We start from the raw sequence: 24,432 nt of genomic DNA on the forward strand, positions 1-24,432 counted from the left end.
CTTTCAGAAGCGTGATTGTTTTAAGGAGGATTCGGGAAGGGGGAGGTCGAAAAATGAGAGTATGGCGTATGATCATAGCAATTGCGCACAGCTCTGTTAGCGTCGCTATTGCCGTATCAAAATTTATTTGTATATGGAGGCACCGACAACTCATGAGGAATTCACGATCTACTGGAAAATTACTGCGAATGCTGCTGGCTTCCTTGCTGATGCTGGCCATTGTATGGCCGGTGCACGTTGAAGTGGCTTCGGCGGCAACCAATCTTGCCAACCTGCTGGCCAATCGTCAGCTGCACCGGGCGGTCACAATGGCCGACGGCAAGGTAATGGTGACCGGGGGCAATGACGGTATCACAGATACCGCCACGACGATGATTTATAATCCGACCAGTAATACGTGGGCGTATGGAGCGTCTATGAGTACACCGCGATTCAGCCACGCTGCAGTTTTGCTGCATGACGGCCGGATTATGGTTATGGGCGGCAACAGCTTTAACGACGGCACACTGAAAACTTCTGAAATTTATGATCCGATAACGAGTACCTGGAGCGCAGCGGCACCGCTTTCCGTAATGCGTGCTGCTCATGCCGCTGTAACATTGCCGGACGGACGCGTGTTGGTCGCCGGCGGCAGCGACGATAACGGGCAGGACCTTGCTACCACCGAAATCTACAATCCGACGACCAATACCTGGTCCGCGGGCGCTATCATGCCGCAGACCCGCAAGGAATTTGGCCTGGCGCTGATGGGCAACGGCAAGGTGTTGGCTTCGGGCGGTACGGTGAACGGCACGATGTCCAATACCGCGTTGATCTACGATCCGGCTTCGGACAGCTGGTCGTCTGCGGCAAACATGCCGGCAGGGCGGTATGTTCATGGCTCGACTACGCTGGAAGACGGACGGGTGACGGCAGTCGGCGGCTTTGATCCGACCTACTCGCCGCTGACCAGCACCATTATTTACGATCCGGAAGACAACACCTGGACGAGCGGACCTGCGATGAACGTAGGTCTCATTGTGCCAGAAGTCGTGCTGCTGCAAAGCGGCGACGTATTCGTGGCAGGTGGGTCGGGCAATTCCGGGCCTACCAATCATAGCGAAACGTACCACCCGACGCCGCGCACTTCGATGCCGCAGCCAAGCGTTGCTGCTGGAGCGGTGTCGCCGGGTACGAACATCTCGCTGACTACGTATGCGTCCGGCACGACGATCTACTATACGACGGACGGCAGCACGCCAACGACGTCCAGCACCGTATATAGCGGAGCGATTACCGTAAACGGAGCGATGACGATCAAAGCGATTGCCAATCGCAGCGGCTGGGGAAGCAGCCGTGTAATGACAGCCGCGTACACGCTGAACCTTCCGTCTGCAGCTAAGCCGACAGCTTCTCCGGCCGGCAGCGAGGTTGCGCGCGGCTCGACAGTTTCGCTGACAACCGGAACGGTCGGGGCGGACATCTACTATACGACGGACGGCAGCACGCCTACTGCGTCGAGCCAGCATTACTCGAGCCCGATCGCCGTCAACGTTGCGATGACGATCAAGGCGATTGCGATCATGTCGGGCTATGTCGACAGCGCTGTGATGACCGAAGCCTACACGCTGCAGCCGACCAAGCCGGATGCGCCGAACGTGACTGGCGTTACGCCGGGCGATAGCTCTGCCAGCGTTGCGTTCACGGTCGCTTCGGACGGCGGTCAGCCGATTACCTCGTATACAGTAACGGCTGAACCGGGCAGCATTACAGCTTCCGGCACAAGCAGCCCGATTAACGTCACCGGTCTGACGAACGGCACGGCTTACACGTTTACCGTGACTGCTACCAACTCTGTCGGCACCTCGGACGCTTCGGCAGCTTCGGACAGCTTCACGCCGGCCGGCGTGCCGGGCGCGCCTACGGCGGTTACGGCTGATGCCGGCAACGGCCAAGCGACGATTTCATTTACAGCGCCTGCCAATACTGGCGGCAGTACGATTACCGATTACACGGTCATGGCGTCTCCGGGCGGGGCGACGGCCAGCGGAACGTCCAGCCCGCTGACAGTTACCGGACTGACCAATGGCACCTCCTACACCTTTACCGTAAAAGCGACGAATACCGCGGCCGTTTCGGCGGCTTCCGATCCGTCGAATGCCGTGACGCCGATGACGGTTGCCGGCGCGCCGACGGGTGTGAGCGCTGCATGGGGCAATGGCCAAGCTACGGTATCCTTCACGCCTCCGGCCGATAACGGCGGCAGCAGCATCACGCAATACACCGTAACGGCGTCTCCGGGCGGCGCGACGGCCAGCGGAACGTCCAGCCCGCTGACAGTGACGGGGCTGACGAACGGCACGGCTTACACCTTTACCGTGACAGCGACGAATGCGAAGGGGGATTCGGCGGCCTCTGCGGCATCCACAGCCGTAACGCCGGCCACTTCGCCACAGCCGCCAACGAACGTTGTGGCAACGCGCGGCGACACGCAAGCGACGGTGTCGTTCAGCGCGCCAGCCGATAATGGCGGCGGCAGCGTAACGCAGTACACCGTAACGGCGTCTCCGGGCGGAGCGACGGCTAGCGGAACGTCCAGCCCGCTGACAGTGACGGGCCTGACGAACGGCACGACGTATACGTTTACGGTAACGGCTACCAATATCGCCGGTACCTCCGGCGATTCCGCACCTTCGGCCGGCATTATCCCGGCAGCTGTACCGGGAGCTCCAACCGGGGCAACAGTTACCGGAGGCGAAGGTCAAGTTGATGTCGCATTCACCGCACCAAGCAGCGACGGCGGCAGCCCGATTACGGGCTACACGGTAACGGTATCTCCCGGCGGACGTACGGTAAGCGGCGCAAGCAGTCCGATTACCGTAACGGGCCTGGATTACGGCGTGGCATACACCTTTACGGTTGCTGCCGTAAGCGATGCCGGCAGCTCGCCAGCTTCCACAGCCACGTCGCCTGTTACGCTGACTACGAAGCCTGAGGCACCAACGAGCGTTTCGGCGGAAAGAGGCAACGCTCAAGCGACCGTGTCGTTCACGCCTCCGGCGTTTATCGGCGGCACGCCGATTACCGGCTATACCGTAACGGCTTCGCCGGGCGGAGCCACGGCGGAAGGGGCGGCCAGCCCGCTCGTCGTCACGGGACTTCAAAACGGCACAGCCTATACCTTTACGGTAACGGCGAAGAACGCAGCCGGCACCTCTGTTGCCTCAACGCCATCGGCAGCCGTTACTCCGGCGACTGTGCCGGGCGCGCCGACCAGCGTTATCGCTTCTGCGGGCAATGGCAAAGCCTTGGTGACATTCAAAGCGCCAACCGATAACGGCGGCAGCGCCATTACGAGATATACGGTCACAGTGCAGCCTGGCGGCAAAACCGTCACGGGAGCGAAAAGCCCGATTGTCATTCCGGCGCTTAATAACGGTACGCCTTATACGTTTACGGTAGTAGCTGAAAATATCGCAGGCAGCTCCGCAGCCTCCGACGCATCGAAGGCTGTCACGCCATCGGTGCCGTCCAGTTCGTCCGCTCCCGTCGTTGTGGAGCAGCCGAGCGCGGATGCGATCATAAACGGCACCCCGGAAAACATCGGCAAGCTGAAAACGACGGAAGACAATGGCCGCACCGTCACGACCGTCGAGGTTGACGAGACGAAGCTGACGGACAAGCTGGCTAATCTGGAAAAAGGCACGGTCATCACGATTCCGATCTCAGCCGGATCGGATGTCGTATCCGGCGAATTGAACGGCCGGATCGTTCAAAGCATGGAAGAGAAATCGGCGGTTGTCGAGATCAAGACGGATACCGCTTCCTATGCGCTCCCTGCGCAGCAGATCAACATCGGCAGCCTGGCCGCCAAGTTCGGCGAAGGTACAGAGCTTCAGGATATCAAGATTCGCATTGAAATCGGCGTACCCGGAGCGGAGACCGCCAAGGCTATCGAGCAGTTGACCGGCTCGGGACAGCTCCAGCTTGCCGCTCCTGCGGTCCAATTTAACGTCAGTGGTACGTACAACGATCAGACGGTGCAGATCGACCGCTTCAACGCCTATGTGGAACGGACGATTGTCATTCCGGAAGGCGTGGATCTGTCCACGGTTACAACGGCTATCGTCATCGATGAAAACGGTACGGTACGCCACGTGCCGACCCAAATCATCGAGGTTGACGGCCGCTATTACGCACAAATCAATAGCCTGACCAACAGCACCTATGCGGTCGTGCAACATTCACTGGCTTTTGAGGATGTACAAGGTCATTGGGCGCAAGCCGCAGTCAACGATATGGGCTCCCGCATGATTCTTAGTGGCGTGGATGACCGGAACTTCCTGCCGGAGAACCCGATCACGCGCGCTGAATTCGCGGCGATGCTGGTTCGCGCGCTGGGTCTGAAGCCAGATGCGTCCGGCGCTTCCTTTACCGATGTAAACGCAGCTTCCTGGTACGCGGGCTTTGTCGGGACGGCCGTCGAATACGGCCTGATCGATGGCTTCGAGGACGGTTTGTTCCATCCCGAAGCGACCATTACCCGCGAGCAAGCGATGGTCATGACAAGCAGAGCGCTGCGTTTGACCGACGGCGCCGTTTCGCAGCTCGATGCCGCACAGGTGCAAGCCGTGATTGCCGGCTTCAGCGACGGAGGCAATACCGGCGCTTGGGCCGCTGGGAGCATCGCACAGCTGGTGCAGCGCGGGCTGATCGTCGGTGGAGCAAGCAACGAGCTTGCGCCTAAGGAGCAGATTACACGCGCGCAAGCGGCTGTGATTGTACAGCGGCTGCTGCAGCAAGCCAAATTGATCTGACGGTTGTCTGTGAAGAAAGACCCTGAAATGAAGGAAGCTCGTGAATAAGAAATGGCCGGTGCAATCTCCGTGATTGCGCCGGTTTTTTTTATGCCAGCGGCAAGTTTAAGTTTCCGTTAGTTCTTGTCGGTTTAGCGGCAAAGCGATCTTCAAATTCGTTCGCCGACAATGAGTGGGGTATAATGGAAATGTGCTTGACTATTTCAAGAGGAAGAGGTTCGCTTATGTTATTGTTAAAAGGTCAACGAGCTGACGTAACGAAGGGACGCAAAACCGATATGCTGGAGCTGCGGTTTGAATGGACAGCGGCACATGCGGCGCTGGACGTCGATGCGTCATGCTTTGTGCTGTCCGAGCAGGGGCGATGTGAGCGCGATGAGGATTTTGTGTTTTATGGTCAGCCGGCCGCGCGCGCGGGGGCGGTGACGCATAGCGTTCTGGCCGGCGGCAATGCCGCTGCCAGCGAAAAGGAAGCCATTTGTGTGCGGTTGTCGGATTTGACTGACGATGCCGCGCGGATTGCTTTTACAATCACGATCCATAACAGCGCCGAGACCGGTTGGACGATCAAGGATTTGCGCGATTTGCAAGTGCGCGTGTGCGATGCCGAACGCGGGGAGGAATTGCTGCGCTTTGCGTTTGGCGGCGATTTGTCGCAGGAGACGGCTATTGTAGTCGGAGAACTGTACCGGCACGGAGCGGAATGGAAGTTCAACGCGGTAGGCAGCGGTTTTTTTGGCGGCTTGGCGGCGCTTTGTACAAGCTACGGGTTGGAGGTGGACGGCGGGGGCGAGCAGACGGCCAATCCTGCGGCGGAAGCGACAGCTGCTGCAGGACAAGCTTCGCAGACAGGCGCGCTGGCGGCACCGGCTTCGTCGGCAGGAGCCTCGGCGCACGCGGCAGCGTCAACCTCTTCGGCATCGGACCGAGCCCCGGGGCTATCCTCCATTGACCTGCGCAAAAAGCGGGTCGAGCTGGTGCTGACAAAAAAGCAGCTCAACCGTGTGTCCGCCCGTGTCGGTCTAGTGCTCGATATTTCCGGCTCGATGCTGCGGCTTTACCGCAACGGCACGGTGCAGGAGGTTGTGGAGCGGATTCTGGCCGTGGCCTGCAAGTTTGACGATAACGCCGAGCTGGATATCTGGATCTACGACAATCTGTTCAGTCGGTTGCCTGCGGCCAGAGAGCAGGATTTTGAGCAATACGTCACCCGAGAGATCATGAACAACAAAAAAATTCATAAGTTCGGCTACAACAACGAACCGCCGGTCATGAAGGATGTCATCCGCAAATATACGGTGGAAGAGCCGTCGCCGCTGCCCGCGTTTATCGTATTTATCAATGACGGCGGGGTGCACAAATCGATCAAAAAGGTCATTGTTGAATCGTCCGTGCAACCGATTTTCTGGCAGTTCGTCGGCATCGGCAATGCTGATTTCGAGGTGCTCAAGCGGCTGGACACGATGGAAGGGCGCGTGGTCGATAACGCCAGCTTTATCCATATTCCCGAAATCGACGCCATCAGCGACGAAGCGCTGTATGATATGCTGCTGAACGAATTTCCGCTCTGGCTGAAAGCTGCAGCGGCGCAGCGGATTGTGCGGGAATAGCAGCAAGCTGGCAGCCTGCGGCACAGCGCCGCCGCCGTTGCCGGGCGGTGCGTCCGGCAGGGGCATACTTCTGCATATAAAGGGTCGCTGCATAAAAGAGCTGCTGATATCGCGCCCGGCTCCAGGCGAATAAGCGTACAGATATGCAGACAAGCGCTGTACGCCGGTTCATTCCGGCGGACGAGCGCTTGTTGAGCGTAGAGCGGCTGCTTCGCGCGGCCAAGCTTAGCGGAATAACGGAGCGATCCGGTCGATGCGGTTCGTCCAGATGACGCCGGCATAGCCCTCGGGCAAGCGCTGCACATCGTCGGGCGTGTCAAAGCCGCTCGAAAACTCGCTGCCGCTGCCGCCGACGGCAATGACCAGCGTGTCTGCCCGGTCCATGCGGCTGAGCAGCCGGTTCGGCCAGCCCCACAGCCACGGTGCGATGCCTTCGGGCAGATGCAGCTCCGTATGCTTGCAGGCAGAGGGCATGTAGCCGCTCCAGCCGATGGCCAGATACGGAATCAGACAGCGCTTCATCGTCGCCTTGGACATGACGCGCATGTCCGGTAAAAGCGCCTTCAGGGCATCGATGGGCTCGTCGCCGCCATAGACGGCGAGCCGCTGCTGCTGTTCGGTCGGCAGCTTGGACAAGAAGCGGGCGAGCAGTTGTCCTTCCGCCGGGTCGCTGCTTTTTACATTGATCAGCAGCCGCTTGTCCACATACCGCTCCAGCACGTCCGTCAGTGCCGGCATCAGCCCGATGCCCTTGCCGCGAAACGGGTGTGTTGCTCCGCCGTCGGCTGTATAGCCGTATCCGATGTCGGCTTGGCGCAGCTCGTTCATCGTATAGTCGCGCGTGGTGCCTTGCATATTCGTGCGGCAGCCGAGCGTCCAGTCGTGAAACACGGCAAACTGCTCGTCACGGGTAATATGCACGTCAAACTCGACGATATCGGCTCCCGCCGCAAATGCCGCGTCCATCGAAGCGAGCGTATTCTCCAGATAGGGCGTCTCCGGCGGATTAATCCGCTCAGCGGTGCAGGTATCGTTTGTGATGCCTTCCATCGTGAATGTTTGCGCGAGGCCGCGATGGGCGAGCAGCTGCGGCGGACCGGCCGGAGGCTTGGCGAGCAGGGAGCTGTTGTTGACGTAGATGAACACGATCAGGGCGGCGAGCAGGAGAAAGCTTCTGCTGGTGAGCACTCGACGAAGCTTAGGCATCGCCGATTCCCTCCCATACGAGCTGCAGGCGCAGGTCCAGCTGTCCGGCGAGCTGCTCTGCGTCTTCAGATGCGGGCGCGAGCAGCAGCGTTTGATAGAAGACGGCAGCCAGCACGGAAGCGCCTGCCCGAAGGTCGAGCCCGGCGCGAACGTTGCCGCGCGCTTGCGCCTCTTCGAGCAGCTCGGCCAGATGCGCTTCGAATATATTCATATTCGTCGAGCCTTCTGGCGCCGCGGAAGCGGAAGAAGCCGCTTTCAGCGTCTCAAGCAGCGTCAGCCTCAGCAGCTGGTTATGCTGCACATAGATATGCAGCAGCTCGCGCAGCATCAGCGTGAGGCGCTCCTTGAGGCCGAGACCGCGATGCGCGGCGGCGATCCCGCGCAGCTTCTCGGCGTAGGCGTCGGCAAGGTGCAGCAGCACCTGCTCTTTTTTGGCAAAATAGTTGAAAAACGTCCCTTTGGCGATCCCGCAAGCGGCGGTGATTTCATCGACCGTGACGCGGTCAAAGCCCTTGAGCTTGAACAGCTCGACGGCTTGGCGGACGATGCGCGCCCGGGTGTCCTGTTTTTTGGTTTCTCTGAGCATAACGGCGGCTCCTTTGCGAACAAAGTTGGCTACGTGTAAAAAAAATGACCGCAGTCATAAATGACTGCGGTCATTATAGCTCCTGCGGAGCTGGTTTGGCAAACTTATCTTCCGGCACAGCGTTTCAGTGCGCATTGCCTACCTATGTCCGGCGCATATACGCCCGCACCGTCAGCGGGGCAAAGATGGCGACAATCGCCGCGGCGCTGATCAGCGAAAGGCTGAACTCGCTGCCGATTGTTCCGGTGTTGACAAGGTCGCGCACAGCGCTGACCAGGTGCGAAACCGGATTGAATTTGACGAACCATTGCAGCCAATTGGGCATGGTGTCGACCGGCACGAATGCATTGGAAAGGAAGGTGAGCGGGAACAATACCATCATGGAAATGCCCTGCACGCTGGACGCGGTGCGCGCAATGACGCCGAAGAAGGCGAAAATCCAGCTGACGGCCCACGAGCAAGCAATCACCAGCAGTCCGGCAAAAACCACATAGCCGAAGCCGCCGTCCGGGCGGAAGCCCATCAGGAAGCCCATGACAAACGTCAGCACCGTGGCAATCGTGTAGCGGATCGTATCGGCCAGCAGCGCGCCGGCCAGCGGGGCGATCCGGGCAATCGGCAGCGACTTGAAGCGGTCGAAGACGCCCTTATCCATGTCCTCGCGCAGCTGGACGCCGGTGACGATCGACGTGCCGATAACGGTTTGCACGAGAATGCCGGGAATGATGATCGGCAAATAGCTGCTCACATCGCCTGCAATCGCGCCGCCAAAAATATACGTAAACATCAAGGTAAACAAAATCGGCTGCAGCGTGACGTCGAACAGCTGCTCCGGCGTGCGGCGAATTTTCAGCAGACCGCGCAGCGCCATCGTCAGCGAGTTGCGCAGCGTTTGAGCAAAGCTGGCGCGATTTTTCAGCGGTCGGTTCAGTTGAGATTGTACGGCTGCCTGATTCATGCTTGGGCTCCCTCCAGTAGTTGAGATGATGGTCGTTCCGTCTGGGCGTTGTCCGCGGCTTCATGTCCGGTAATGGTCAAAAAGACTTCATCCAGCGTCGGCTTCTGTACGCTGATTTCCGCCAGCCCGATCCCTTTGCCGCGCAAGGCGATCAGCAGATCGGTCACCTGATCAGGATTGGCCATTGGCGCGGTAATTTTGCTCGCTTCTGCGGAAGCGCTGGAGCGCACCTGCAGCACGCGTTCCACAATCTCGCGGGCGGCTGCGATATCGTCGGGCTTCTGCACGCGCAGATGGAGCGAGGAGGTGCCTACCGATCCCTTCAGCTCATCGACCGTCCCTTCAGCGACTACCCGGCCGCGGTCAATTACCGCTACGCGGTCGGCGAGCTGATCGGCTTCGTCGAGGTATTGCGTCGTGAGCAGCACGGTTGAGCCGGTCACGACAAGTCGGCGGATCGTATCCCACATCTGCGAGCGCGTCCGCGGGTCCAGCCCGGTCGTCGGTTCATCGAGAAAAATCAGCGGGGGCTGAGCGATCAGGCTGGCTGCCAGATCAAGCCGTCGGCGCATCCCGCCGGAGAAATTTTTTAGCGGCCGCTTGGCCGCTTCGGTCAACCCGAACTCCTCCAGCAGCTCTTCGGCTTTGCGCTTGGATTCGGCGCGTCCAAGGCCGAGCAAACGGGAGAAAATAATCAGATTTTCCGTCGCGCTAAGCGACTCGTCGACCGAGGCGTATTGTCCGGTCACCCCGATCAATTGCCGGACCACATGCGATTCCTTTGTCACATCGCGTCCGAAGATGCGGGCTTCGCCGCCATCCATGCGCAGCAGCGTCGCGAGCATGCGAATCGTCGTCGTTTTGCCGGCGCCGTTGGGGCCAAGCACCCCGTAGATCGTGCCGGCGCGCACGTTCAGGTCCACGCCGTCGACAGCGCGATGGCTGCCGAACGTTTTGACCAATCCGCGGGCTTCCACCGCCCACTCGCTGGAGCTTGCTTGTTTTGTCATTGTCATTTCGCTCTCTCCTTAACAAAAGGTTATGGGAATACAATAGACTGCAAATTTAAACTGAATATAAACGGTCTCGTGATTTCTGCCTGATTGCATTATAAAATGTTTCCCCCACCCGCTTACACCTGCCGAAGAAGGGTGTGCGCCTCGGTCTGCAGACGTAGAGTTGTCTGCACGATCTCCGATGCAATGAGGCAGAGGAGCGGTAGAGGCAAGCAGACGGCTATTTGGAATTCGTTTTCCGCCATTGCAAAAGAAAAATAATTCGGATATTATAGATATAATATATCTTTAATTGCTTTGATTAATGTGAGGATATCGTGCAGGCGATTGAATCGCGGGAATGCAGACCATTTGGGTATTTTTCAAGATATTACAGACATTTGGAGGTTGTAAAATGACAGAGCAACTCGTTGACGTGGCGATTGTTGGCGGTGGTCCGGCTGGATTGAGCGCGGCACTGGTGTTGGGGCGGGCGAGGAAGCGGGTGGCGATGGTCGATGAAGCGAGGCCCCGCAATGCCGTCACTCACGCAGTGCACGGGTTTCTCACCCGAGACGGAGTCAGCCCTGCGGAATTTCGTCGTCTGGCCCATGAAGAGCTTGCCGCCTATCCTTCGGTGAGCCTGACCGAAGATACCGTCGTATCGGTCCAAGGCGCGGACGGCCGCTTCGAGCTGACGACTGCAAGGGGCAGTAAGCTGATCAGCCGGAAAATTCTGTTTGCCACCGGCATGAAAGACAAGCCCTTGCGTATTCCCGGCTTGGCGGAGACGTATGGCACAAGCGCCTTTGTATGCCCGTATTGCGACGGGTGGGAGCTGCGCGACCAGCGGCTGGTTGTGATCCAACAAGGAGCTGAGCTGCTGCACTTTGCTCCGTTAATCGCGGGATGGACGAGCGATTTTGTTGTTTGTACGAATGGGCCGGACGGCTTGAGCGAGGAGCAGCGCGCCGAGCTGCGCGAGCATCGGGTCGTGTGGCATGAATCGCCGATTCGCCGCATTGAATCCGCGGACGGCATCGTGCGGCAGGTCGTGCTGGAGGACGGTACGGCGCTTGCGTGCCGGGGCATCTTTTTCAAGCCGGAGCTGGTCTGCGGATCGGAGCTGCCGGCAGCACTCGGCTGCCGCTTGACGGAGGCGGGAGCCGTCGTGGTTGATGAATTCGGCAAAACGAACGTGCCGGGCGTCTACAGCGCCGGAGATGCGGCGTCGCGGATGTATCAGGCGGTCGCGGCTGCAGCTATGGGCGCGTTTGCCGCTGCCGCGATGAACAATGAGATGAATCTGGAAGCGTGGGTGAACCGCAAATAAGCCACACTAAGGTTTTTTTTCAACGTCGAGGTTTGATTTTCCGCTATGAGGGAGTACGCTCCTGCTTCCCTGCTTCGCCGGACCCGGGAGCAAGCAGCTCATAGGAACGCAGCCGCTTGTTGTAATCCGCAGTCATGGTCACAAGCAAAAATTCATGCACCTCATACATTATCGCCATCTGCTGAAGACGGGATTGAATCGATTCGGCAGTACCGACGAGCAGCTTGGGTGCTCCAGTCATCGTTTCCTCTGACGATTTGGCGTTTGCAGCCGGCCACCCACCGGCTTGCGCCAGCTGCCGGGCTTCTTCATCCGTTTCGGCACAAACGGCGCCGATCGCAACGATGGTCCGCGGCTTGGGACAAAGCGGCGACGGGACGAAGGCTTCCCGGTATCCGCGCAGCGTCTCGGCTGGGTCCGTATCGCTCATAAACTGTCCGAATACGTAGCCCATGCCAAAGGCTGCTGCATATTCCGCGCTTTTTTTATTCGTGCCGAGCAGCCAAATGTCAGGCTGAATGGCCGGCTGCGGTCGGGCGATGACCGATTCATTGTCATACGTATATGTATCTTGCAGCAGGCGAGCGATATCCTGCAACTTATCGGGCATTTGTCCAACATGGGCTAAAAAATTCCCGCTCAGCGCCATACTGGCGTGCGCATTGCCCCCAGGCGCGCGGCCCAGGCCCAAATCGATCCGGCCGGGATACAGGGCCGCCAGCAGCCGGAAAGACTCAGCTACCTTCAGCGGCGAATAATGCGGCAGCAGCACCGCTCCCGAGCCGATGCGAATGCGCCTGGTGTGGGCCCCGACATGGGCAAGCAGCACCTCCGGCGCCGGGCAAGCCAGCCCTGGCATCGCATGATGCTCGGCGATCCAATAACGCGAATACCCGAACCGTTCCGCAGCTTGGGCCAGCTCGACTGCGCGAGCCAAAGCGGCTGTATCGTCTGCACTCTCCCACACGGGGACCAGATCCAGCACGCTAAGCTTTAAGGGGATGGTGTTCATAATCAGCAGCTCCTGTCCGGGCGAATTCCTGTCAGCCCGCTTGGTCAGCGGGTATCTGCTTTCATCTTATTCCGATTCCCCTATGTTTGCAAAATTGCGTTCATGGTATATTGGATACAGCAGAAACGGCACCTTTTTTTATTGGAGCAACATGTATGTACATCAGATTAAGGAAGGCGGCAATTACAGCAAGCTGAAGAAATGCGTCACGATCAACATCCTTAACTTCACCATCTTGCCCAATGAGCGTTATCATAACGTTTTCCATTTACGCGAAGATCACAGCGGCATAACGTTAATCGATGATATTGAAATACACATCATGGAACTGTCAAAGCTGAATGAACACATCATACCCAATGAAGGCGGTCTGCTTAACTGGCTGCTATTCCTGAAAAGCGAAGATACAACCAACTGGGAGGTGTTGAAGGTGAACGAACCAACATTGGGAAAAGCAATGACCGCATTGGAATATCTAAGCCAAGATGCAGAAGCACGCCGCATGTACGAGATGAGACAAAAAGCGCTGCATGATGAAGCCTCTATGTTGGAGGGGGCTAGGGCCGAAGGCGAGTCTATTGGTCGCTCTAAAGAGAAACTAGAAGTTGCCCAGAATATGCTGGATAAGGGCATGGACGTTACAACTATAGCAGAACTAACAGGACTTTCCTCTGAGAAACTGGTTAATCTGAAACGAACACATTGAATGCTTTAGGCTGCGGAAGAATGGCTCTCCGTAGCCTTTGTTTGTATGGATAAATAGAGTGAGTGTGCATCAAATGTTGCTTTCGTTTGCTTCCTAGAACGGGACTAAGGTTCTATTTCTATTGTAAAAACGCAAAAAAAAACGGCATCTCTGCCGTTTCCTCGACATTCTATGATGGAGAATAGGGGGCTCGAACCCCTGACCTCATCGCTGCCAGCGATGCGCTCTCCCAGCTGAGCTAATTCCCCGTATGCGGCGTTTTCGCTTTTCAGCGACTGCCGACTTTTTGAATTATACACGGTATCCAGTGTCAACGCAAGTCCCTCTTTCAAAAAAAATCGGCTCCCCCTTCCCGCGTATCATGGATATGACAAATTTGTTGCAAACCCGAGGAAAGATTGTGTCCATGACCGGATTCATGCTACCCTAGAAGTCGATAAAAGCGTTTGATGCTGCATGGAATCGGGTAATTTAATTCGGGTAATTTTATAAGGATGGAAGTGACCGGGATGTCGGACAATTTATTATACTGGATTTTCCTGGGACTGTCGTTTGCGCTGCCGTTTGCGCTGGGGATTTGGCTGATGCGCGCGACGAAAAGGATGCAGCTGGCATTCTGGCTGTCGACGGCGCTGAACGTGGTGTTGACGGTGGCGGTGGCGCTGTGGTGGGATGCCGTGAACACGGACTCGTTCCGAACGATGTTCGGGATCTTTTTCCTTGTGATCTCGGCCGTTAATTTGGTCGTATTGGAGTTTTTTGCCCTGTTCAGCATCCGTAACAAGTCGGATACGTAAAGGAGAAGCTGCCGATGAACGAAAGTGACGCATGGGCGCGCAGAGATCGGACGGGCGGGTCGTTTGCGCCGCCGGGCTTTTACGTTGCCGCAGCTGCGGCTTTGGGCTGGATGGCGCTGATTTTTGTCAAATCGGCACAATCGTATTCCGAGCAAAGCCTGTTGCCGTTATTTGCCCAGTGGTTTAGTCAGGAACAGCTCATGCGCTGGCTGCCGCATCTGGAGTTTAACTATGACGGCGGCTTGGTGAGCTTCCGCGATCCGTATGGATTTCTGGAGTTTTTTGTGCGAAAAGGCGGCCATGTCACGGAGTTTACCATCCTGACCCTGCTGTGGGCTGTGGCGCTGCTGCTTAAGCCGCTGTCTGCCCGCTGGGCGCTGCCTGCGGCCGGCCTGATCGCGCTGGCTTACGCCGCATCGGATGAGTGGCACCAGACGTTCGTGCCGGAGCGCACCGGCCATGCGATCGACGTGGCGGTCGACGCGTTAGGCGTGTTGCTGGCGCTGCTGCTGGTTGCGGTGGTGCGCGGTACAGTGCGGCGGCGCAGGCGCAAGCAACGCTAAAGAGGCAAAAACGAGTTCACGGCGTTTCACATAATTGGCGGATAAGCCGGGTATACTTTTCTGCAAGACTGTTTGTTTGCAGGGAGGTTTCATAGCACCATGAACAAGGTGGATAAAGCGGAATTCGTGCGCATGACGGAACGAAACGATGTGGCGTGCGCGGATGTGGAAGTACAGCTTGCCGGCAGCGATGAGGTGCTGTTGGCGGAGTTTACTTCGTCGCGCGATCAGGCGTTGATTTTAAGCCACATTTATCGGAAGGAAACGCTTGCAGATGTGGATTGGTACGACAACAATTTGCATCGGGCGTTTGAGGACGTGTCGGGAGAGCTGCTGCACAACGTTGCCGGTGAAGATGGCCGGGAAGCGTTGGCCAAGCAAATTCTGGCCTTTGGTACGGTGAAGGAGGAGCTGAGGGAGCATTTTCAGCTGCTGCGGCGGGCGTCCCTGTTCGGGACGGGGGATGCGGACGATCCCCCAATGGTGCATTAAACGGTTACTTCCGGCGCGGCTGCTGCCCAAAGCGCTGCTCCATCGACTGCCAGCGCGCATTGGCGATAAAAAAGCCGACGACCGCGAACAGCAGCAGACGTACCGGAACCCAACCCCAGTAGGTGGCGCCTTGGGAAACGCGCTCAATGATGCTGAATAAAAGCGTCAGGCCAAGGCTGACTGGGAGGATGCCAAAAAGCAGCAAATATTTCGATCTGCCGAGCTGCTTTCTTTTGTGCCAAAGGGCTTGTTGCTTGTCATTCATGCAAAGTCTCCTTTTCGTGCGTTCCGATTCTTCTCGCAATTTTGATTATACACGAATCCAGATTCTCCTCCAAACCGTATATTTCTTAGAGTAGGGAGGCGTAAAGAAATGGCTCGAATCATGATCGTAGACGATACTCCGTTGATGAGAACGTTAATTAACGCTATTGTGACCGAACACGGTCACGAGGTGGTCGGCATGGCCGCGAATGGCAAGGAGGCGGTGTCGCGATATCCGGAGGCTCGGCCCGATCTGGTCATTATGGACGTATCCATGCCGGAGATGGACGGACTGCAGGCGTTGACCAAGCTGCTGGAAATCGATCCGCAGGCTAAAGTGGTGATGTGTTCCACCTTTGCCCAGCAGCGCTTCGTCATCGAAGCGATTGAGCTGGGGGCCAAGGATTTTGTCGTGAAGCCATTCAGCGCGCTGCGGGTGACGGAAGCGATCGACCACGTGTTGAACCGTTAGCCATACTCCGAAATGGGCTGCGGATTTGGCCGATATGGCCTGCGGATGGCTTCGCGCGAAGGGTTCGGTGCGCATGGCGCAGACAGAGCTCCACGAGATGGGGTTATTTTGTCTGTCTGCGGCAATTTTGCGGTACTGCGAGCCGGTCGTTTGTGGTACGATAAGGAAGGTGCTGGAAAGCAAGCGGAGAGGAGAACGGCTGTGAGCAAATTGGTAATATTCGGCCTGCTGGTTTATCTGACCGGCAATCCGTTTTTGGCTATTATTTTAATGGTGATCATTTTGTATCTGCTGGATCAAAGATTTCTTGGGTTGACGCCGAGTGTGCTGCGTCCCTTCCAGCTGCGCCGCCGGGCGTCGCGATTGCGGCAGGAGCTGCGCAGCAGCCCGCACAATACGTCGACGAAGCTGGATCTGGCGCGCACCTGCATGCTGCTTGGCCGATACGGGGAGGCGCAGCGATATTTGGAAGAAACGCTGGTAATGATGTCGGATTCAGCTGACGTGCATGCCGAGCTGGGGCTCTGCGCCCTGAAGCTTGGCGATATCGGCCGGGGGGAAGCGCTGCTGCTGCAAGCGCTGGAGCTGAACCCGCGCGTCAAGTACGGCGAGCCTTATCTTCGCATGGGCGAAGCGTTCGCGGCTACCGATCCGTCGAAGGCGGTTGCGTATATCGAACGCTTCCGCGAGGAGCATTCGTCGTCCTGCGAGGCGTACTACCGATTGGGAAGGCTGTACGAGCAGCTCGGACGAAGCGAAGACGCCAAGCGCGCCTATGGCGAGGCGCTGGATATTTATCGCGGCTTGCCGCGTTACAGCCGCCGCAAGCAGCGTCGGTGGGCGCTGCTGGCCCGGCTGCGCTAGACCAGCGGCACTGCGAGCAGGCGGGCCGGTCAGGATGACGGCAATCCGTTATCCGCATTCGCCATTGCCCGACTTGACGCTATTTCCGGCGGGAGCTACACTAAAATGCGTAGATGACGAACTGCGAATAGAGCTAGAAGGTGAGACAATGAGTTTGGAATACGTCATGCAAGCAATTTTGCTGCTGTTTCTGGTCATCGTGACGTTTGCGGCGATGCTGGCTTGGACAAAGTGGCGAAAAAGAGGACGGCGATAACGGATGTATTTTGTTAATCGGGAACAAATTGAGCAGCGGCTGAGCTTTGCGGCTGTAGCGGCAGAAGCATGCCGGGAGGTTGAGCGCCGCTGGACGGACACAAGCGGCGATCTGCTGCTGCAGCTGGCCCAGGAGCGGGCGCTGCATCTGGCGATCGAGACCGTGACCGACGTGGGCAGCTTGCTGATCGACGCGTATATTTTGCGCGACGCCAGCAGCTATGAGGATATCGTCGACATTCTCCGCGATGAGCGGGCCGCCGACGAAGCGCTTGCTTCGCTGCTGTTGGAGCTGGTCAAGCTGCGCAAGCCGCTGGTGCAGGACTACATAAGCTGGCCGCGCGCGGAGCTGCACCCGCTGCTGCCGCAGCTGCCGGAGGCGCTGGAGCGTTTTGCGACGGGAGTCCGTACGTTTATGGAGCGGGAAGCGCTGCGTTAAAGCAGCGTTATTCCCAGCGTTTTCCTGCGCGAAAGCGCTTTATAGCGAATTTACATCTGTCAGGGGATGCTGTAAAATGAGACTAACTACAGCTTCGGGGGCAGGTGAGTCAATGAATCGAGAGCCTGAGACTTCTACGCGCAAAGTGATTCTGACGATGCTCAAGACGCAAGGCCCCTTGTCGGTCCACGAAATGTCCCGCCAGCTGGACATTACCGAAATGGCGGTCCGGCGGCACATCCATTCGCTGGAACGGGACGGTCTGCTGGAGACGCAGCTGGTCCGGCAGGCGATGGGCCGTCCATCCAGCCTGTATTCGCTGGCGGCTGCAGCCGATGAGCTGTTTCCCAAGAACTATCACCAGCTGTCGCTGGATTTGCTGGACGAGCTGCTGGAGCATGAAGGCGAGGAATTGGTCGGGCAGTTGTTCGAGCGGCGCAAGGAAAAGCTGCGAGCCCGATACGAGCCGCGGATGTCCGGCAAAAGTCTGGCTGAACGCGTAGCCGAGCTGGCGAGCATCCAGAACGAAAACGGCTACATGGCGGAGTGGTCGCCCAGCGGCGAAGGTGCCTTTACGCTCAGTGAGCATAATTGTCCGATCACACAGGTGGCCGGAGCTTATCAGCAGGCGTGCGCTTGCGAGCTGGCGCTGTTTCGCAAGCTGCTCGGCGCCGAGGTCGAGCGCAGCGAATGCTTGGCCAAGGGCGGAAGCAAATGCGTGTACCATATTCGAGAAGATCAATAAGCCATCTTATTCCCCGCAGGGAAAGAAGATGGCTTATTTTTGCATGCGTAAAATGCAGATATCAAGCTGTTGCGGCAGTCGACACCGGGCCGCCGTAAGGCTCCCGGATGAGCGCTGCCGCACCGTTGAAGCTGTGGAGCCGGAGGGCGCGTGTTGCGGATTACGCTGTAATGGCCGCCAGCAAACGCGCGGCTTTATCCGTAATCGCGGCAAAGTTGCCGGCCTCGACCTCCTTCAATTGCACAAGCGAGCCGCCAATGCCGAGGCCGTAGCAGCCGATGTCGAGGAACTGGCGAATATTCGCTTCGGTGACGCCGCCGACAGCCATCAGCGGAATGTGGTCAAGCGGGCCCATCAGCTCCTTGATGTAGGCGATCCCGACGCTCGCGCTAGGGAATACCTTTACTGCGGTTGCGCCGGCTTTCCACGCTTTAACGATTTCCGTTGGCGTGAAGGCGCCGGGAAAGATCGGCAATCCTTCGGCGGCAGCCCAGCGAATCACATCTTCGTCGGTGTTCGGCGTGACCAGGAATGCGGCGCCTGCTGCGGCAGCTCGCTGCGCGTCCTCCAGATCCAATACGGTGCCTGCGCCGATATACATACGGTCGCCCCATACGGCTTGCAGCTCGCTGATCATAGGGAGCGCTCCTGGAGTGTTGAGTGTAACCTCCATTACTGTAATGCCGCCGTTATATAACGCCTCGGCCAGCGGTACGGCGTGTTCGGCCTTCACGCCTCTGACGATGGCAACGATGCGGGTGCGTGTCAATTCGGCCAATCCTTGCTCGCGGTTCATAGGATGCCTCCTGTGCAGGGTTTTAGCTTTTATTATGACAGGTCTCTGAATTTTTTTCACTGCTTTTGTGTCACAATAGGGGGCAGCTGCCTATACTGTAGTAACTCATAGGCCATTGTTCAGGAGCAGCCGGCCGCTGCACAAGGAGGTGTTGAGTCGTGAGCTGGACGGAAATCAGCGCGGTGGCGGCAGCGATTGCGGCGCTTATCGTGGGGGCGTCTGCCGTGCGCGCATTGCTGGCGGCGCACAGGGCGCTAAGCCAACTGGGAGCTGCGGCAGCGGAAAGCGCGGCGTGCCTGCAGCGGACATCGCAGTCGGCCGAGGCGCTGCTGCAGGAAGCCGGCGAGCTGACGCAGACGGCGAAGAGGCAGCTGGCGGCGCTGGAGAAGAGCGCGGTGGCCGTCGGCGGTACAGCCGAAGCCGTCGGGCAGGTCAATGCGGCGCTGCGCAAGGCGTCGCGGCTGATGGATAGCTCGATCAGCGGCGTTGAGCGGACGGTGCTGACGCATCGGCGGCGTATCGAGGATGCGATGGAATGGGCCGCGACCGGCATGGAGCTGTGGCAGCGCTGGCAGGCTTACCGGCAGGCCGGAACGGACTCCCCGGAGCCCGATAAACCAACCAGAGGAGTGGATAGACATGACTAGTCCAAAAAGAGGAAAAGATCTGTTGATCGGTGCCGTAGTAGGCAGCGTGCTCGGAGCGGCGACAGCGCTTCTTTTTGCGCCCAAATCCGGCCGCGAGCTGCGCAGTGATATCGCCGGGCAGGCGCAGACGATCAGTGAGAAAACGCAGCAGGCGGCAGCAGCCGTCAGCCAACGAACGCAGGAGATCGCCAAGACGGTCGGCTCGACCACGTCCGACTGGTACGGGCGGGCGAAGGAAGCGGCCAGCGGCGTGGCCGACGGTGTGCGCAGCTGGCGCGAAGGTCGGCGCGAGGAGCCGCAGCTGGAGCAGATCGAGGTTTCCGAAGCTGCGGAGGATCTGGTGATCGTGGGCAACCGCTGACGCTGATCTTTCAAGTCCCTACGGCAGACGTCCGGGCCTGTAACGCGCAAACGGACAGCCATGCGAGGAACAACTCGCTTGGCTGTTTGCTGTGTCTATCGAGAGCGTGGAGCTCCTGCATACATGGCGAAAAAACAAAATGGCGAGCCGCTGGGGCTCACCATTTGGAAGGATCAATTTGGCGGATATCCAAACCCTGCCAAATATTAGTAATCTTAACGCCAGCCGGATCGTCAAAAGCGAGCCAAGCTGTCGGCAAATACCGTTCGCCGTATTCGCTCGAAGGTTTGTTGACGATCTCGTTGTTGCGCACGAGCACCGTTGACGAGCCGCCGTCAAGATTGGCCGCCGTCACCGCGCCGTGCTTGAGGAAGATTTCCTGCACGTCGTACAGCGTCGCGCCGATACTATGCTTCTGCCGCCCGTCGATGATCGCAAACAGGATCGCGCCGTCCTTCGTCTGGGCCATGCAGGTACGCGGCGCGACGCCCCAGCCTTCGCTTTGGTTCTTGATCAGCCCTACGCCGTTGACAATAAATCGCGGACTGAATGATACCGCTTCCTGCACGCCCATCTTCAGCAGCTCGGAGGCTTTGAAATTGCCGGCAATCATCCGCCCGTCCCGATCGATGCCGACTACATGCTGCAGCGTGTTCATGTCGCCGTCGTTATAAAAAATCCGCCCGCCCGACATCACAATTCCCTCCGGCTGAAAGCCGTTGCCCTTCCACTCCGGATCGACGAAGCCGCCGCCGTTAATACCGAGCAGCGCGCCGGTTCGCTTGACCATCGACGTGACCTTTTCGCCCTTGCCGACTTTATTCGGCACGACAACGCGCAGCGATTTCGGATCGGCAATGGTCACCAGATAGCCGGCGTAGTTGATTCCGGAAATCGGCTCGACCGTAATCGGCTCCTGCGGCCCTGACGCAAGCTCGGGCTCCGGCTGAAGCTGCACCAGCCCCTTGTCCGGCTCCTTGCCCATATCGTCAAAACGCTTCCAGTAAGCCTCCACGCGCTTTTGCAGCTCAGCGTTACCGATCAGATAAGCGGCCCATGAGCGGTGCTGCGTCGTAATCAGCGTGTCGGCCATCATATAACGGACGCTTGCGCCCGAGGAAGTCAGAAAAAACCAGCATAAACCTGCAATGACAGCCAGCGTGCAGCTGAGCATTCCATACATCGTCATGCGCCAAAACGAGAAGCGGCGCCGGCGCTTGATCGCTTTCGCCGTTCGGGGCGGCAGCCCCGGCGTCGCGGGAATCGGCTTGGTCGCCATACTTGCATCCGTTCCTTTCCGAAAAAAAAGTGGCCTCACATCTATTTGACGAGTTGCCCGGCGCAAAAGTTTCATCCGGCTGCGCTTTTCCGCTTTCGTCCGGAGGGTGCGGTCCGAAAACAAAAAATCGACAAACCGGAATCGGCCCCGTACCCGGTAAGCGCGCTTCCTGCCTTGTCGAATTCGTCATTTAAGCGAAGCCGAGGCTTGCGTTATCCCCGTGCCTTCGCCGCGTTTGTTCGGTTTTCGCTGCGCCCGGCGCTACTGCGTCTGGTGTTTGTATGCCAGCGTTTCGGTGCTTGCGCAACCGTGTTTTTGCTCTAGCCTTCGCCTTGCATCAGCCCAGCACAAGTCCCGTCTGTCTGGCTATGCTTCGCCCTTCGCTGCTTGCAGCGTCAGATCCGCGCCTCCGCGGCCAAAGTTGTATTCGAGGCTTGTGTCTGTATTGCGGGCAACGGTACGGAGCAGCAGCTCATGATATTTTTTCTGGCGCAGCGCAGAGATGACAACGGATTTGCCGGTCCCCTGCGGGTCGAAAATCAGCCGGCCTTCTTTTTCCACATATTTCTGCACGTGATTCAGATTGACGAACAGGTCCGTGTCCAATTTTTTGAAGCCGCATTCGTCCAGCATGTCCATAAAATCGCTAAAATCAACCAGCGAGCCGATGCTGCGGCTGAGCCGTTCCGCTTGCGTGTGATACACGATGTCGCGAGCGCCGACTTCAATGTACAAAATATGCTGCACATTCAAATCGTCGATCGGCTCGGAGGCGGCGTCATGCTCCAGATAGCCTGCCTTTTCCATCAGCTCGGTGTACGAGAAGTTGTAGGCGTCCGACAGCTTCTTGAGCGTAACCGGGGACGGCTTGATTTTCTCGTTCGTGGAGCGATTGCGTTCCAGCTCCAGATCGCGAATATAGGCGTGGGACAAGCCGCTCTTGTGAGCCGCTTCGCGCAGCGACATTTTGCCCCGCAGCCCTTCAAGAAATTTGCCGAAACCTTCCAATTGTTTCATCATCATGAATCCCTCCATTTGCTTCATATTGTAAACGATTTCCTCGAAAATGAAAATGCTTCGCTTCCCGCAGCCGCCGATTTCCCGGCCGAATGCCGTCAACGTGCATAGTTTGCGGGCGAAAAAGGAAAATTAGATAGCGAATTCCTTGAAAAGAGGCTGATGGTATGGCAAGAGATTTGCCCGTAGGCAACGGAAACGTGCTGGTCAATTTTGACGCATCCTATAATATTCGCGACATTTACTTTCCTTTGGTCGGTCAGGAGAATCAGGCCAACGATCATTTGTCTCATTTCGGCGTCTGGTGCGAAAAAGGTTTTTTTTGGATCGACGATCCCGAGGTGATACGCGAGCCGGCGTATTTGCCGGATTCGCTGGTGACCAATACAGCGTGCCGGCACGAGCGCCTGGGGCTCAAGCTGCTGATCCGCGACGGCGTCGACGTGCAGCAGAACATTTTTTTGCGCAAGGTGCGCGTGGAAAATACGTTCGACGAGCAGCGGACGGTGAAGCTGTATTTCCATCTGGATTTGCAGCTTTACGGAAACGGCATTGGCGATACGATTTATTATGAGCCGGAGTTGGGCTCGCTGGTGTTTTACAAGGGGCATCGTTATTTGTCGCTGTCGGGCTGGTCGCCGCAGGAGCAAGCCGCTCAGCCAAGCGGTTTTGCGACCGGGCAAAAAGGGATCAACGGCCGCGAAGGCACCTGGCGCGATGCCGAGGACGGACAGCTTGGCGGCAATCCAATCGCGCAGGGCTCCGTGGACGGCGTGCTGGAGCTGACGCTCACGCTGCAGCCGGAATCGACGAAGGAGGTGTGGTTCTGGATTTGCTTCGGGCGCAGCCGCCAGGAAATCGAGCGCTCCGAAAAGCTGCTGCGAACGGCCCACCCGCAGACGCTGCTGCAGCGGACGCACGATCATTGGGTGCAGTGGGTCAACCGCGATGTGCACGAGCTGCGCTTGCTCAAGCCGGAGCTGGCCGATTTTTACAAGCGCAGCTTGCTGTTGATCCGCACGAATATCGACAACCGCGGTTCGATTCTCGCCGCTAACGATTCGGATATTCTCAAGTTCGCCAAAGATACGTATTCGTACATGTGGCCGCGCGACGGAGCGCTGGTGTCGCATGCGCTGGACCGTGCCGGGTATCATGAGCTGGCCCGGAAGTTTTTCGATTTCTGCATCAAGGCGCTGACGCCGGAGGGATATTTGATGCACAAATATAATCCGGACGGCTCTCCGGGCTCCAGCTGGCATCCGTGGGTGAACGAGCAGGGCGAGAAGCAGCTGGCGATTCAAGAGGATGAGACCGCGCTCGTTATCTACACGCTGTGGCATCATCACCGGCTCGGAGGTACGCTGGCGATGTCCCGCGAGGACTACGACAAGCTGGTCGTGCCCGCTGCCGATTTTATGGTCCGCTACCGCGATGCGTCCGGGCTGCCGCTGCCGTCCTACGATTTGTGGGAGGAGCGCTACGGGGTGCATGCGTTCACTGTTGCCAGCGTCTATGCGGGCTTGAAGGCAGCGGCGGATTTTGCCGACTACCACAAAGACAAGGTACGGGCGACCTATTACGGCGACACGGCCAAAAAGCTGCGAAAAGCAGCCGAGGAGCAGCTGTATTCGCCGCAGCTCAAGCGGTTTTTGCGGGCGCTGATCTGGAATCGCGAGAAGAATGTTTATGAGCCCGACGAGCAGCTCGATATGAGCATGTACGCGCTTTTCGATTTCGAGCTGTTTAGCCGTGACGATCCGCGGGTAAAGGACACTATGCAAGCGCTGAAAAACCGCCTGTGGGTACAGACGGAAATCGGCGGCATCGCCCGCTATGAAAATGATTATTACCATCAGATTTCTCAGGATATCGGCAAGGTGCCGGGAAATCCGTGGTTTATTTGCACGCTGTGGTATGCGGAATGGGTCGTTGCGAAGGCGCAAACGCGCGAGGAGCTGCAGGAAGCCGAAGAGCTGATGCGCTGGGCGATCCGGCACGCGCTGCCGTCCGGCGTCATGGCCGAGCAGGTGCATCCGTATACGGGCCAGCCGTTATCGGTATCGCCGCTGACGTGGTCGCACGCGTCGTATGTGAAGGTGTGCCAGGAATATTTGGCCAAGCTCAAGCAGCTTTCGGCACAGGGTACGCCGCAAAAGACCGATATGAGCGAGCAAAAGGTGCTGGAGCCCGTACAGCGGTAGCGTTGCCGGCAGCGGGCGGACGGTTGCGGCGCTGC

Annotated in this window: 23 protein-coding genes, 1 tRNA gene and 1 pseudogene; 15 read left to right on the forward strand and 10 right to left on the reverse strand. The window is 58.0% G+C overall.

Annotated features, from left to right (window positions below):
• Positions 1-152: 152 nt before the first annotated feature.
• From B5M42_RS08980 to B5M42_RS08990, 3 genes and pseudogenes are all read left to right on the forward strand, one after another.
• Entirely contained in the window at positions 153-4,796 is a 4,644-nt protein-coding gene (locus B5M42_RS08980) for a fibronectin type III domain-containing protein (RefSeq protein ID WP_167689579.1), read from the forward strand.
• Positions 4,797-5,020: 224 nt separating this feature from the next.
• Positions 5,021-5,551, forward strand: a pseudogene (locus B5M42_RS08985) (TerD family protein); the annotation flags it as partial.
• 192 nt (positions 5,552-5,743) lie between these two features.
• Complete coding sequence (locus tag B5M42_RS08990; protein WP_230632840.1) at positions 5,744-6,406, forward strand: vWA domain-containing protein; 663 nt, start codon at positions 5,744-5,746, stop codon at positions 6,404-6,406.
• A gap of 225 nt (positions 6,407-6,631) precedes the next feature.
• On the opposite strand, the gene B5M42_RS08995 is transcribed toward B5M42_RS08990, so the two are convergent.
• From B5M42_RS08995 to B5M42_RS09010, 4 genes are all read right to left on the reverse strand, one after another.
• Positions 6,632-7,612, reverse strand: a complete 981-nt coding sequence (locus tag B5M42_RS08995) for a glycerophosphodiester phosphodiesterase family protein (protein ID WP_134749294.1) — start codon at positions 7,610-7,612, stop codon at positions 6,632-6,634.
• The gene (locus tag B5M42_RS09000; protein ID WP_134749296.1) at positions 7,605-8,198 is read right to left on the reverse strand and encodes a TetR/AcrR family transcriptional regulator; all 594 of its coding nucleotides are present in this window, start codon (positions 8,196-8,198) and stop codon (positions 7,605-7,607) included. The genes B5M42_RS08995 and B5M42_RS09000 overlap by 8 nt, the downstream gene beginning before the upstream one ends.
• Positions 8,199-8,340: 142 nt before the next feature.
• Entirely contained in the window at positions 8,341-9,156 is an 816-nt protein-coding gene (locus B5M42_RS09005) for an ABC transporter permease (RefSeq protein WP_134749298.1), read from the reverse strand.
• Positions 9,153-10,172: an ATP-binding cassette domain-containing protein gene (locus tag B5M42_RS09010; RefSeq protein ID WP_134749300.1), complete on the reverse strand. Its 1,020-nt coding sequence runs from the start codon at positions 10,170-10,172 to the stop codon at positions 9,153-9,155. The genes B5M42_RS09005 and B5M42_RS09010 overlap by 4 nt, the downstream gene beginning before the upstream one ends.
• A 394-nt stretch (positions 10,173-10,566) precedes the next feature.
• Between B5M42_RS09010 and B5M42_RS09015 the strand changes: the two genes are divergently transcribed.
• Positions 10,567-11,484, forward strand: coding sequence for an NAD(P)/FAD-dependent oxidoreductase (locus B5M42_RS09015; protein ID WP_134749302.1), 918 nt, complete (start codon positions 10,567-10,569; stop codon positions 11,482-11,484).
• A 43-nt stretch (positions 11,485-11,527) separates the two neighbouring features.
• Here the strand turns inward: B5M42_RS09015 and B5M42_RS09020 are convergent, their stop codons facing one another.
• On the reverse strand, positions 11,528-12,496 hold the full coding sequence (locus B5M42_RS09020; protein ID WP_134749304.1) for an LLM class flavin-dependent oxidoreductase: 969 nt from the start codon (positions 12,494-12,496) through the stop codon (positions 11,528-11,530).
• On the opposite strand from B5M42_RS09020, the gene B5M42_RS09025 reads away from it, so the two are divergent.
• Entirely contained in the window at positions 12,486-13,202 is a 717-nt protein-coding gene (locus tag B5M42_RS09025) for an Rpn family recombination-promoting nuclease/putative transposase (RefSeq protein ID WP_134749306.1), read from the forward strand. The two genes, B5M42_RS09020 and B5M42_RS09025, sit on opposite strands and share 11 nt — an antisense overlap.
• A 175-nt stretch (positions 13,203-13,377) precedes the next feature.
• On the opposite strand, the gene B5M42_RS09030 is transcribed toward B5M42_RS09025, so the two are convergent.
• Positions 13,378-13,450 (reverse strand) — tRNA-Ala (locus tag B5M42_RS09030).
• 261 nt (positions 13,451-13,711) lie between these two features.
• On the opposite strand from B5M42_RS09030, the gene B5M42_RS09035 reads away from it, so the two are divergent.
• From B5M42_RS09035 to B5M42_RS09045, 3 genes are all read left to right on the forward strand, one after another.
• Positions 13,712-13,999, forward strand: a complete 288-nt coding sequence (locus tag B5M42_RS09035) for a hypothetical protein (protein ID WP_134749308.1) — start codon at positions 13,712-13,714, stop codon at positions 13,997-13,999.
• Between the two features lie 14 nt (positions 14,000-14,013).
• Entirely contained in the window at positions 14,014-14,562 is a 549-nt protein-coding gene (locus B5M42_RS09040; protein ID WP_134749311.1) for a VanZ family protein, read from the forward strand.
• A 99-nt stretch (positions 14,563-14,661) separates the two neighbouring features.
• Complete coding sequence (locus B5M42_RS09045) at positions 14,662-15,054, forward strand: hypothetical protein (protein ID WP_134749313.1); 393 nt, start codon at positions 14,662-14,664, stop codon at positions 15,052-15,054.
• Between the two features lie 4 nt (positions 15,055-15,058).
• Here B5M42_RS09045 and B5M42_RS09050 read toward each other — a convergent pair whose 3' ends face one another.
• Positions 15,059-15,319, reverse strand: coding sequence for a hypothetical protein (locus B5M42_RS09050; protein WP_134749315.1), 261 nt, complete (start codon positions 15,317-15,319; stop codon positions 15,059-15,061).
• 108 nt (positions 15,320-15,427) lie between these two features.
• On the opposite strand from B5M42_RS09050, the gene B5M42_RS09055 reads away from it, so the two are divergent.
• The 4 genes from B5M42_RS09055 to B5M42_RS09070 all read left to right on the forward strand — a co-directional run bounded on the left by B5M42_RS09055 (position 15,428) and on the right by B5M42_RS09070 (position 18,093).
• A complete protein-coding gene (locus B5M42_RS09055; protein WP_134749317.1) occupies positions 15,428-15,790 on the forward strand; it encodes a response regulator in 363 nt (120 codons plus the stop codon).
• Between the two features lie 201 nt (positions 15,791-15,991).
• Complete coding sequence (locus B5M42_RS09060; protein WP_134749319.1) at positions 15,992-16,654, forward strand: tetratricopeptide repeat protein; 663 nt, start codon at positions 15,992-15,994, stop codon at positions 16,652-16,654.
• A gap of 259 nt (positions 16,655-16,913) precedes the next feature.
• Positions 16,914-17,348: a DUF86 domain-containing protein gene (locus tag B5M42_RS09065; protein WP_134749321.1), complete on the forward strand. Its 435-nt coding sequence runs from the start codon at positions 16,914-16,916 to the stop codon at positions 17,346-17,348.
• Positions 17,349-17,460: 112 nt separating this feature from the next.
• Positions 17,461-18,093, forward strand: coding sequence for a helix-turn-helix transcriptional regulator (locus B5M42_RS09070; protein WP_134749323.1), 633 nt, complete (start codon positions 17,461-17,463; stop codon positions 18,091-18,093).
• Between the two features lie 160 nt (positions 18,094-18,253).
• On the opposite strand, the gene B5M42_RS09075 is transcribed toward B5M42_RS09070, so the two are convergent.
• Positions 18,254-18,889, reverse strand: a complete 636-nt coding sequence (locus tag B5M42_RS09075) for a bifunctional 4-hydroxy-2-oxoglutarate aldolase/2-dehydro-3-deoxy-phosphogluconate aldolase (RefSeq protein ID WP_134749324.1) — start codon at positions 18,887-18,889, stop codon at positions 18,254-18,256.
• Positions 18,890-19,047: 158 nt separating this feature from the next.
• Between B5M42_RS09075 and B5M42_RS09080 the strand changes: the two genes are divergently transcribed.
• Together B5M42_RS09080 and B5M42_RS09085 are read left to right on the forward strand one after the other, a co-directional pair.
• Positions 19,048-19,536 (forward strand): hypothetical protein, encoded by a 489-nt coding sequence (locus B5M42_RS09080; protein ID WP_134749326.1) that lies wholly within the window; start codon positions 19,048-19,050, stop codon positions 19,534-19,536.
• Positions 19,529-19,897: a YtxH domain-containing protein gene (locus B5M42_RS09085; RefSeq protein WP_134749328.1), complete on the forward strand. Its 369-nt coding sequence runs from the start codon at positions 19,529-19,531 to the stop codon at positions 19,895-19,897. Before B5M42_RS09080 ends, B5M42_RS09085 begins: the two co-directional genes overlap by 8 nt.
• A gap of 157 nt (positions 19,898-20,054) precedes the next feature.
• Here B5M42_RS09085 and B5M42_RS09090 read toward each other — a convergent pair whose 3' ends face one another.
• Both B5M42_RS09090 and B5M42_RS09095 read right to left on the reverse strand, forming a co-directional pair.
• The gene (locus B5M42_RS09090) at positions 20,055-21,176 is read right to left on the reverse strand and encodes a phosphodiester glycosidase family protein (RefSeq protein WP_134749330.1); all 1,122 of its coding nucleotides are present in this window, start codon (positions 21,174-21,176) and stop codon (positions 20,055-20,057) included.
• Between the two features lie 366 nt (positions 21,177-21,542).
• Complete coding sequence (locus B5M42_RS09095) at positions 21,543-22,199, reverse strand: helix-turn-helix domain-containing protein (RefSeq protein ID WP_230632818.1); 657 nt, start codon at positions 22,197-22,199, stop codon at positions 21,543-21,545.
• A 161-nt stretch (positions 22,200-22,360) separates the two neighbouring features.
• On the opposite strand from B5M42_RS09095, the gene B5M42_RS09100 reads away from it, so the two are divergent.
• On the forward strand, positions 22,361-24,397 hold the full coding sequence (locus B5M42_RS09100) for a glycoside hydrolase family 15 protein (protein WP_134749332.1): 2,037 nt from the start codon (positions 22,361-22,363) through the stop codon (positions 24,395-24,397).
• Positions 24,398-24,432 lie beyond the last annotated feature (35 nt).

Origin of the sequence: Paenibacillus athensensis, from assembly GCF_004514475.2 — a bacterium.
Classification (GTDB): domain Bacteria; phylum Bacillota; class Bacilli; order Paenibacillales; family NBRC-103111; genus Paenibacillus_AL; species Paenibacillus_AL athensensis.

What these genes read in the sequence shown, in the direction of transcription:
- B5M42_RS09020 (WP_134749304.1), bottom strand. Translation starts at nt 12,496, where the DNA reads ATGAACACCATCCCCTTAAAGCTTAGCGTGCTGGATCTGGTCCCCGTG.
- B5M42_RS09085 (WP_134749328.1), top strand. Translation starts at nt 19,529, where the DNA reads ATGACTAGTCCAAAAAGAGGAAAAGATCTGTTGATCGGTGCCGTAGTA.
- B5M42_RS09005 (WP_134749298.1), bottom strand. Translation starts at nt 9,156, where the DNA reads ATGAATCAGGCAGCCGTACAATCTCAACTGAACCGACCGCTGAAAAAT.
- B5M42_RS09025 (WP_134749306.1), top strand. Translation starts at nt 12,486, where the DNA reads ATGGTGTTCATAATCAGCAGCTCCTGTCCGGGCGAATTCCTGTCAGCC.
- B5M42_RS09055 (WP_134749317.1), top strand. Translation starts at nt 15,428, where the DNA reads ATGGCTCGAATCATGATCGTAGACGATACTCCGTTGATGAGAACGTTA.
- B5M42_RS09075 (WP_134749324.1), bottom strand. Translation starts at nt 18,889, where the DNA reads ATGAACCGCGAGCAAGGATTGGCCGAATTGACACGCACCCGCATCGTT.
- B5M42_RS09095 (WP_230632818.1), bottom strand. Translation starts at nt 22,199, where the DNA reads ATGATGATGAAACAATTGGAAGGTTTCGGCAAATTTCTTGAAGGGCTG.
- B5M42_RS09045 (WP_134749313.1), top strand. Translation starts at nt 14,662, where the DNA reads ATGAACAAGGTGGATAAAGCGGAATTCGTGCGCATGACGGAACGAAAC.
- B5M42_RS09015 (WP_134749302.1), top strand. Translation starts at nt 10,567, where the DNA reads ATGACAGAGCAACTCGTTGACGTGGCGATTGTTGGCGGTGGTCCGGCT.
- B5M42_RS09010 (WP_134749300.1), bottom strand. Translation starts at nt 10,172, where the DNA reads ATGACAATGACAAAACAAGCAAGCTCCAGCGAGTGGGCGGTGGAAGCC.
- B5M42_RS09065 (WP_134749321.1), top strand. Translation starts at nt 16,914, where the DNA reads ATGTATTTTGTTAATCGGGAACAAATTGAGCAGCGGCTGAGCTTTGCG.
- B5M42_RS09000 (WP_134749296.1), bottom strand. Translation starts at nt 8,198, where the DNA reads ATGCTCAGAGAAACCAAAAAACAGGACACCCGGGCGCGCATCGTCCGC.
- B5M42_RS09050 (WP_134749315.1), bottom strand. Translation starts at nt 15,319, where the DNA reads ATGAATGACAAGCAACAAGCCCTTTGGCACAAAAGAAAGCAGCTCGGC.
- B5M42_RS08980 (WP_167689579.1), top strand. Translation starts at nt 153, where the DNA reads ATGAGGAATTCACGATCTACTGGAAAATTACTGCGAATGCTGCTGGCT.
- B5M42_RS09040 (WP_134749311.1), top strand. Translation starts at nt 14,014, where the DNA reads ATGAACGAAAGTGACGCATGGGCGCGCAGAGATCGGACGGGCGGGTCG.
- B5M42_RS08995 (WP_134749294.1), bottom strand. Translation starts at nt 7,612, where the DNA reads ATGCCTAAGCTTCGTCGAGTGCTCACCAGCAGAAGCTTTCTCCTGCTC.
- B5M42_RS09035 (WP_134749308.1), top strand. Translation starts at nt 13,712, where the DNA reads ATGTCGGACAATTTATTATACTGGATTTTCCTGGGACTGTCGTTTGCG.
- B5M42_RS09100 (WP_134749332.1), top strand. Translation starts at nt 22,361, where the DNA reads ATGGCAAGAGATTTGCCCGTAGGCAACGGAAACGTGCTGGTCAATTTT.
- B5M42_RS09090 (WP_134749330.1), bottom strand. Translation starts at nt 21,176, where the DNA reads ATGGCGACCAAGCCGATTCCCGCGACGCCGGGGCTGCCGCCCCGAACG.
- B5M42_RS09070 (WP_134749323.1), top strand. Translation starts at nt 17,461, where the DNA reads ATGAATCGAGAGCCTGAGACTTCTACGCGCAAAGTGATTCTGACGATG.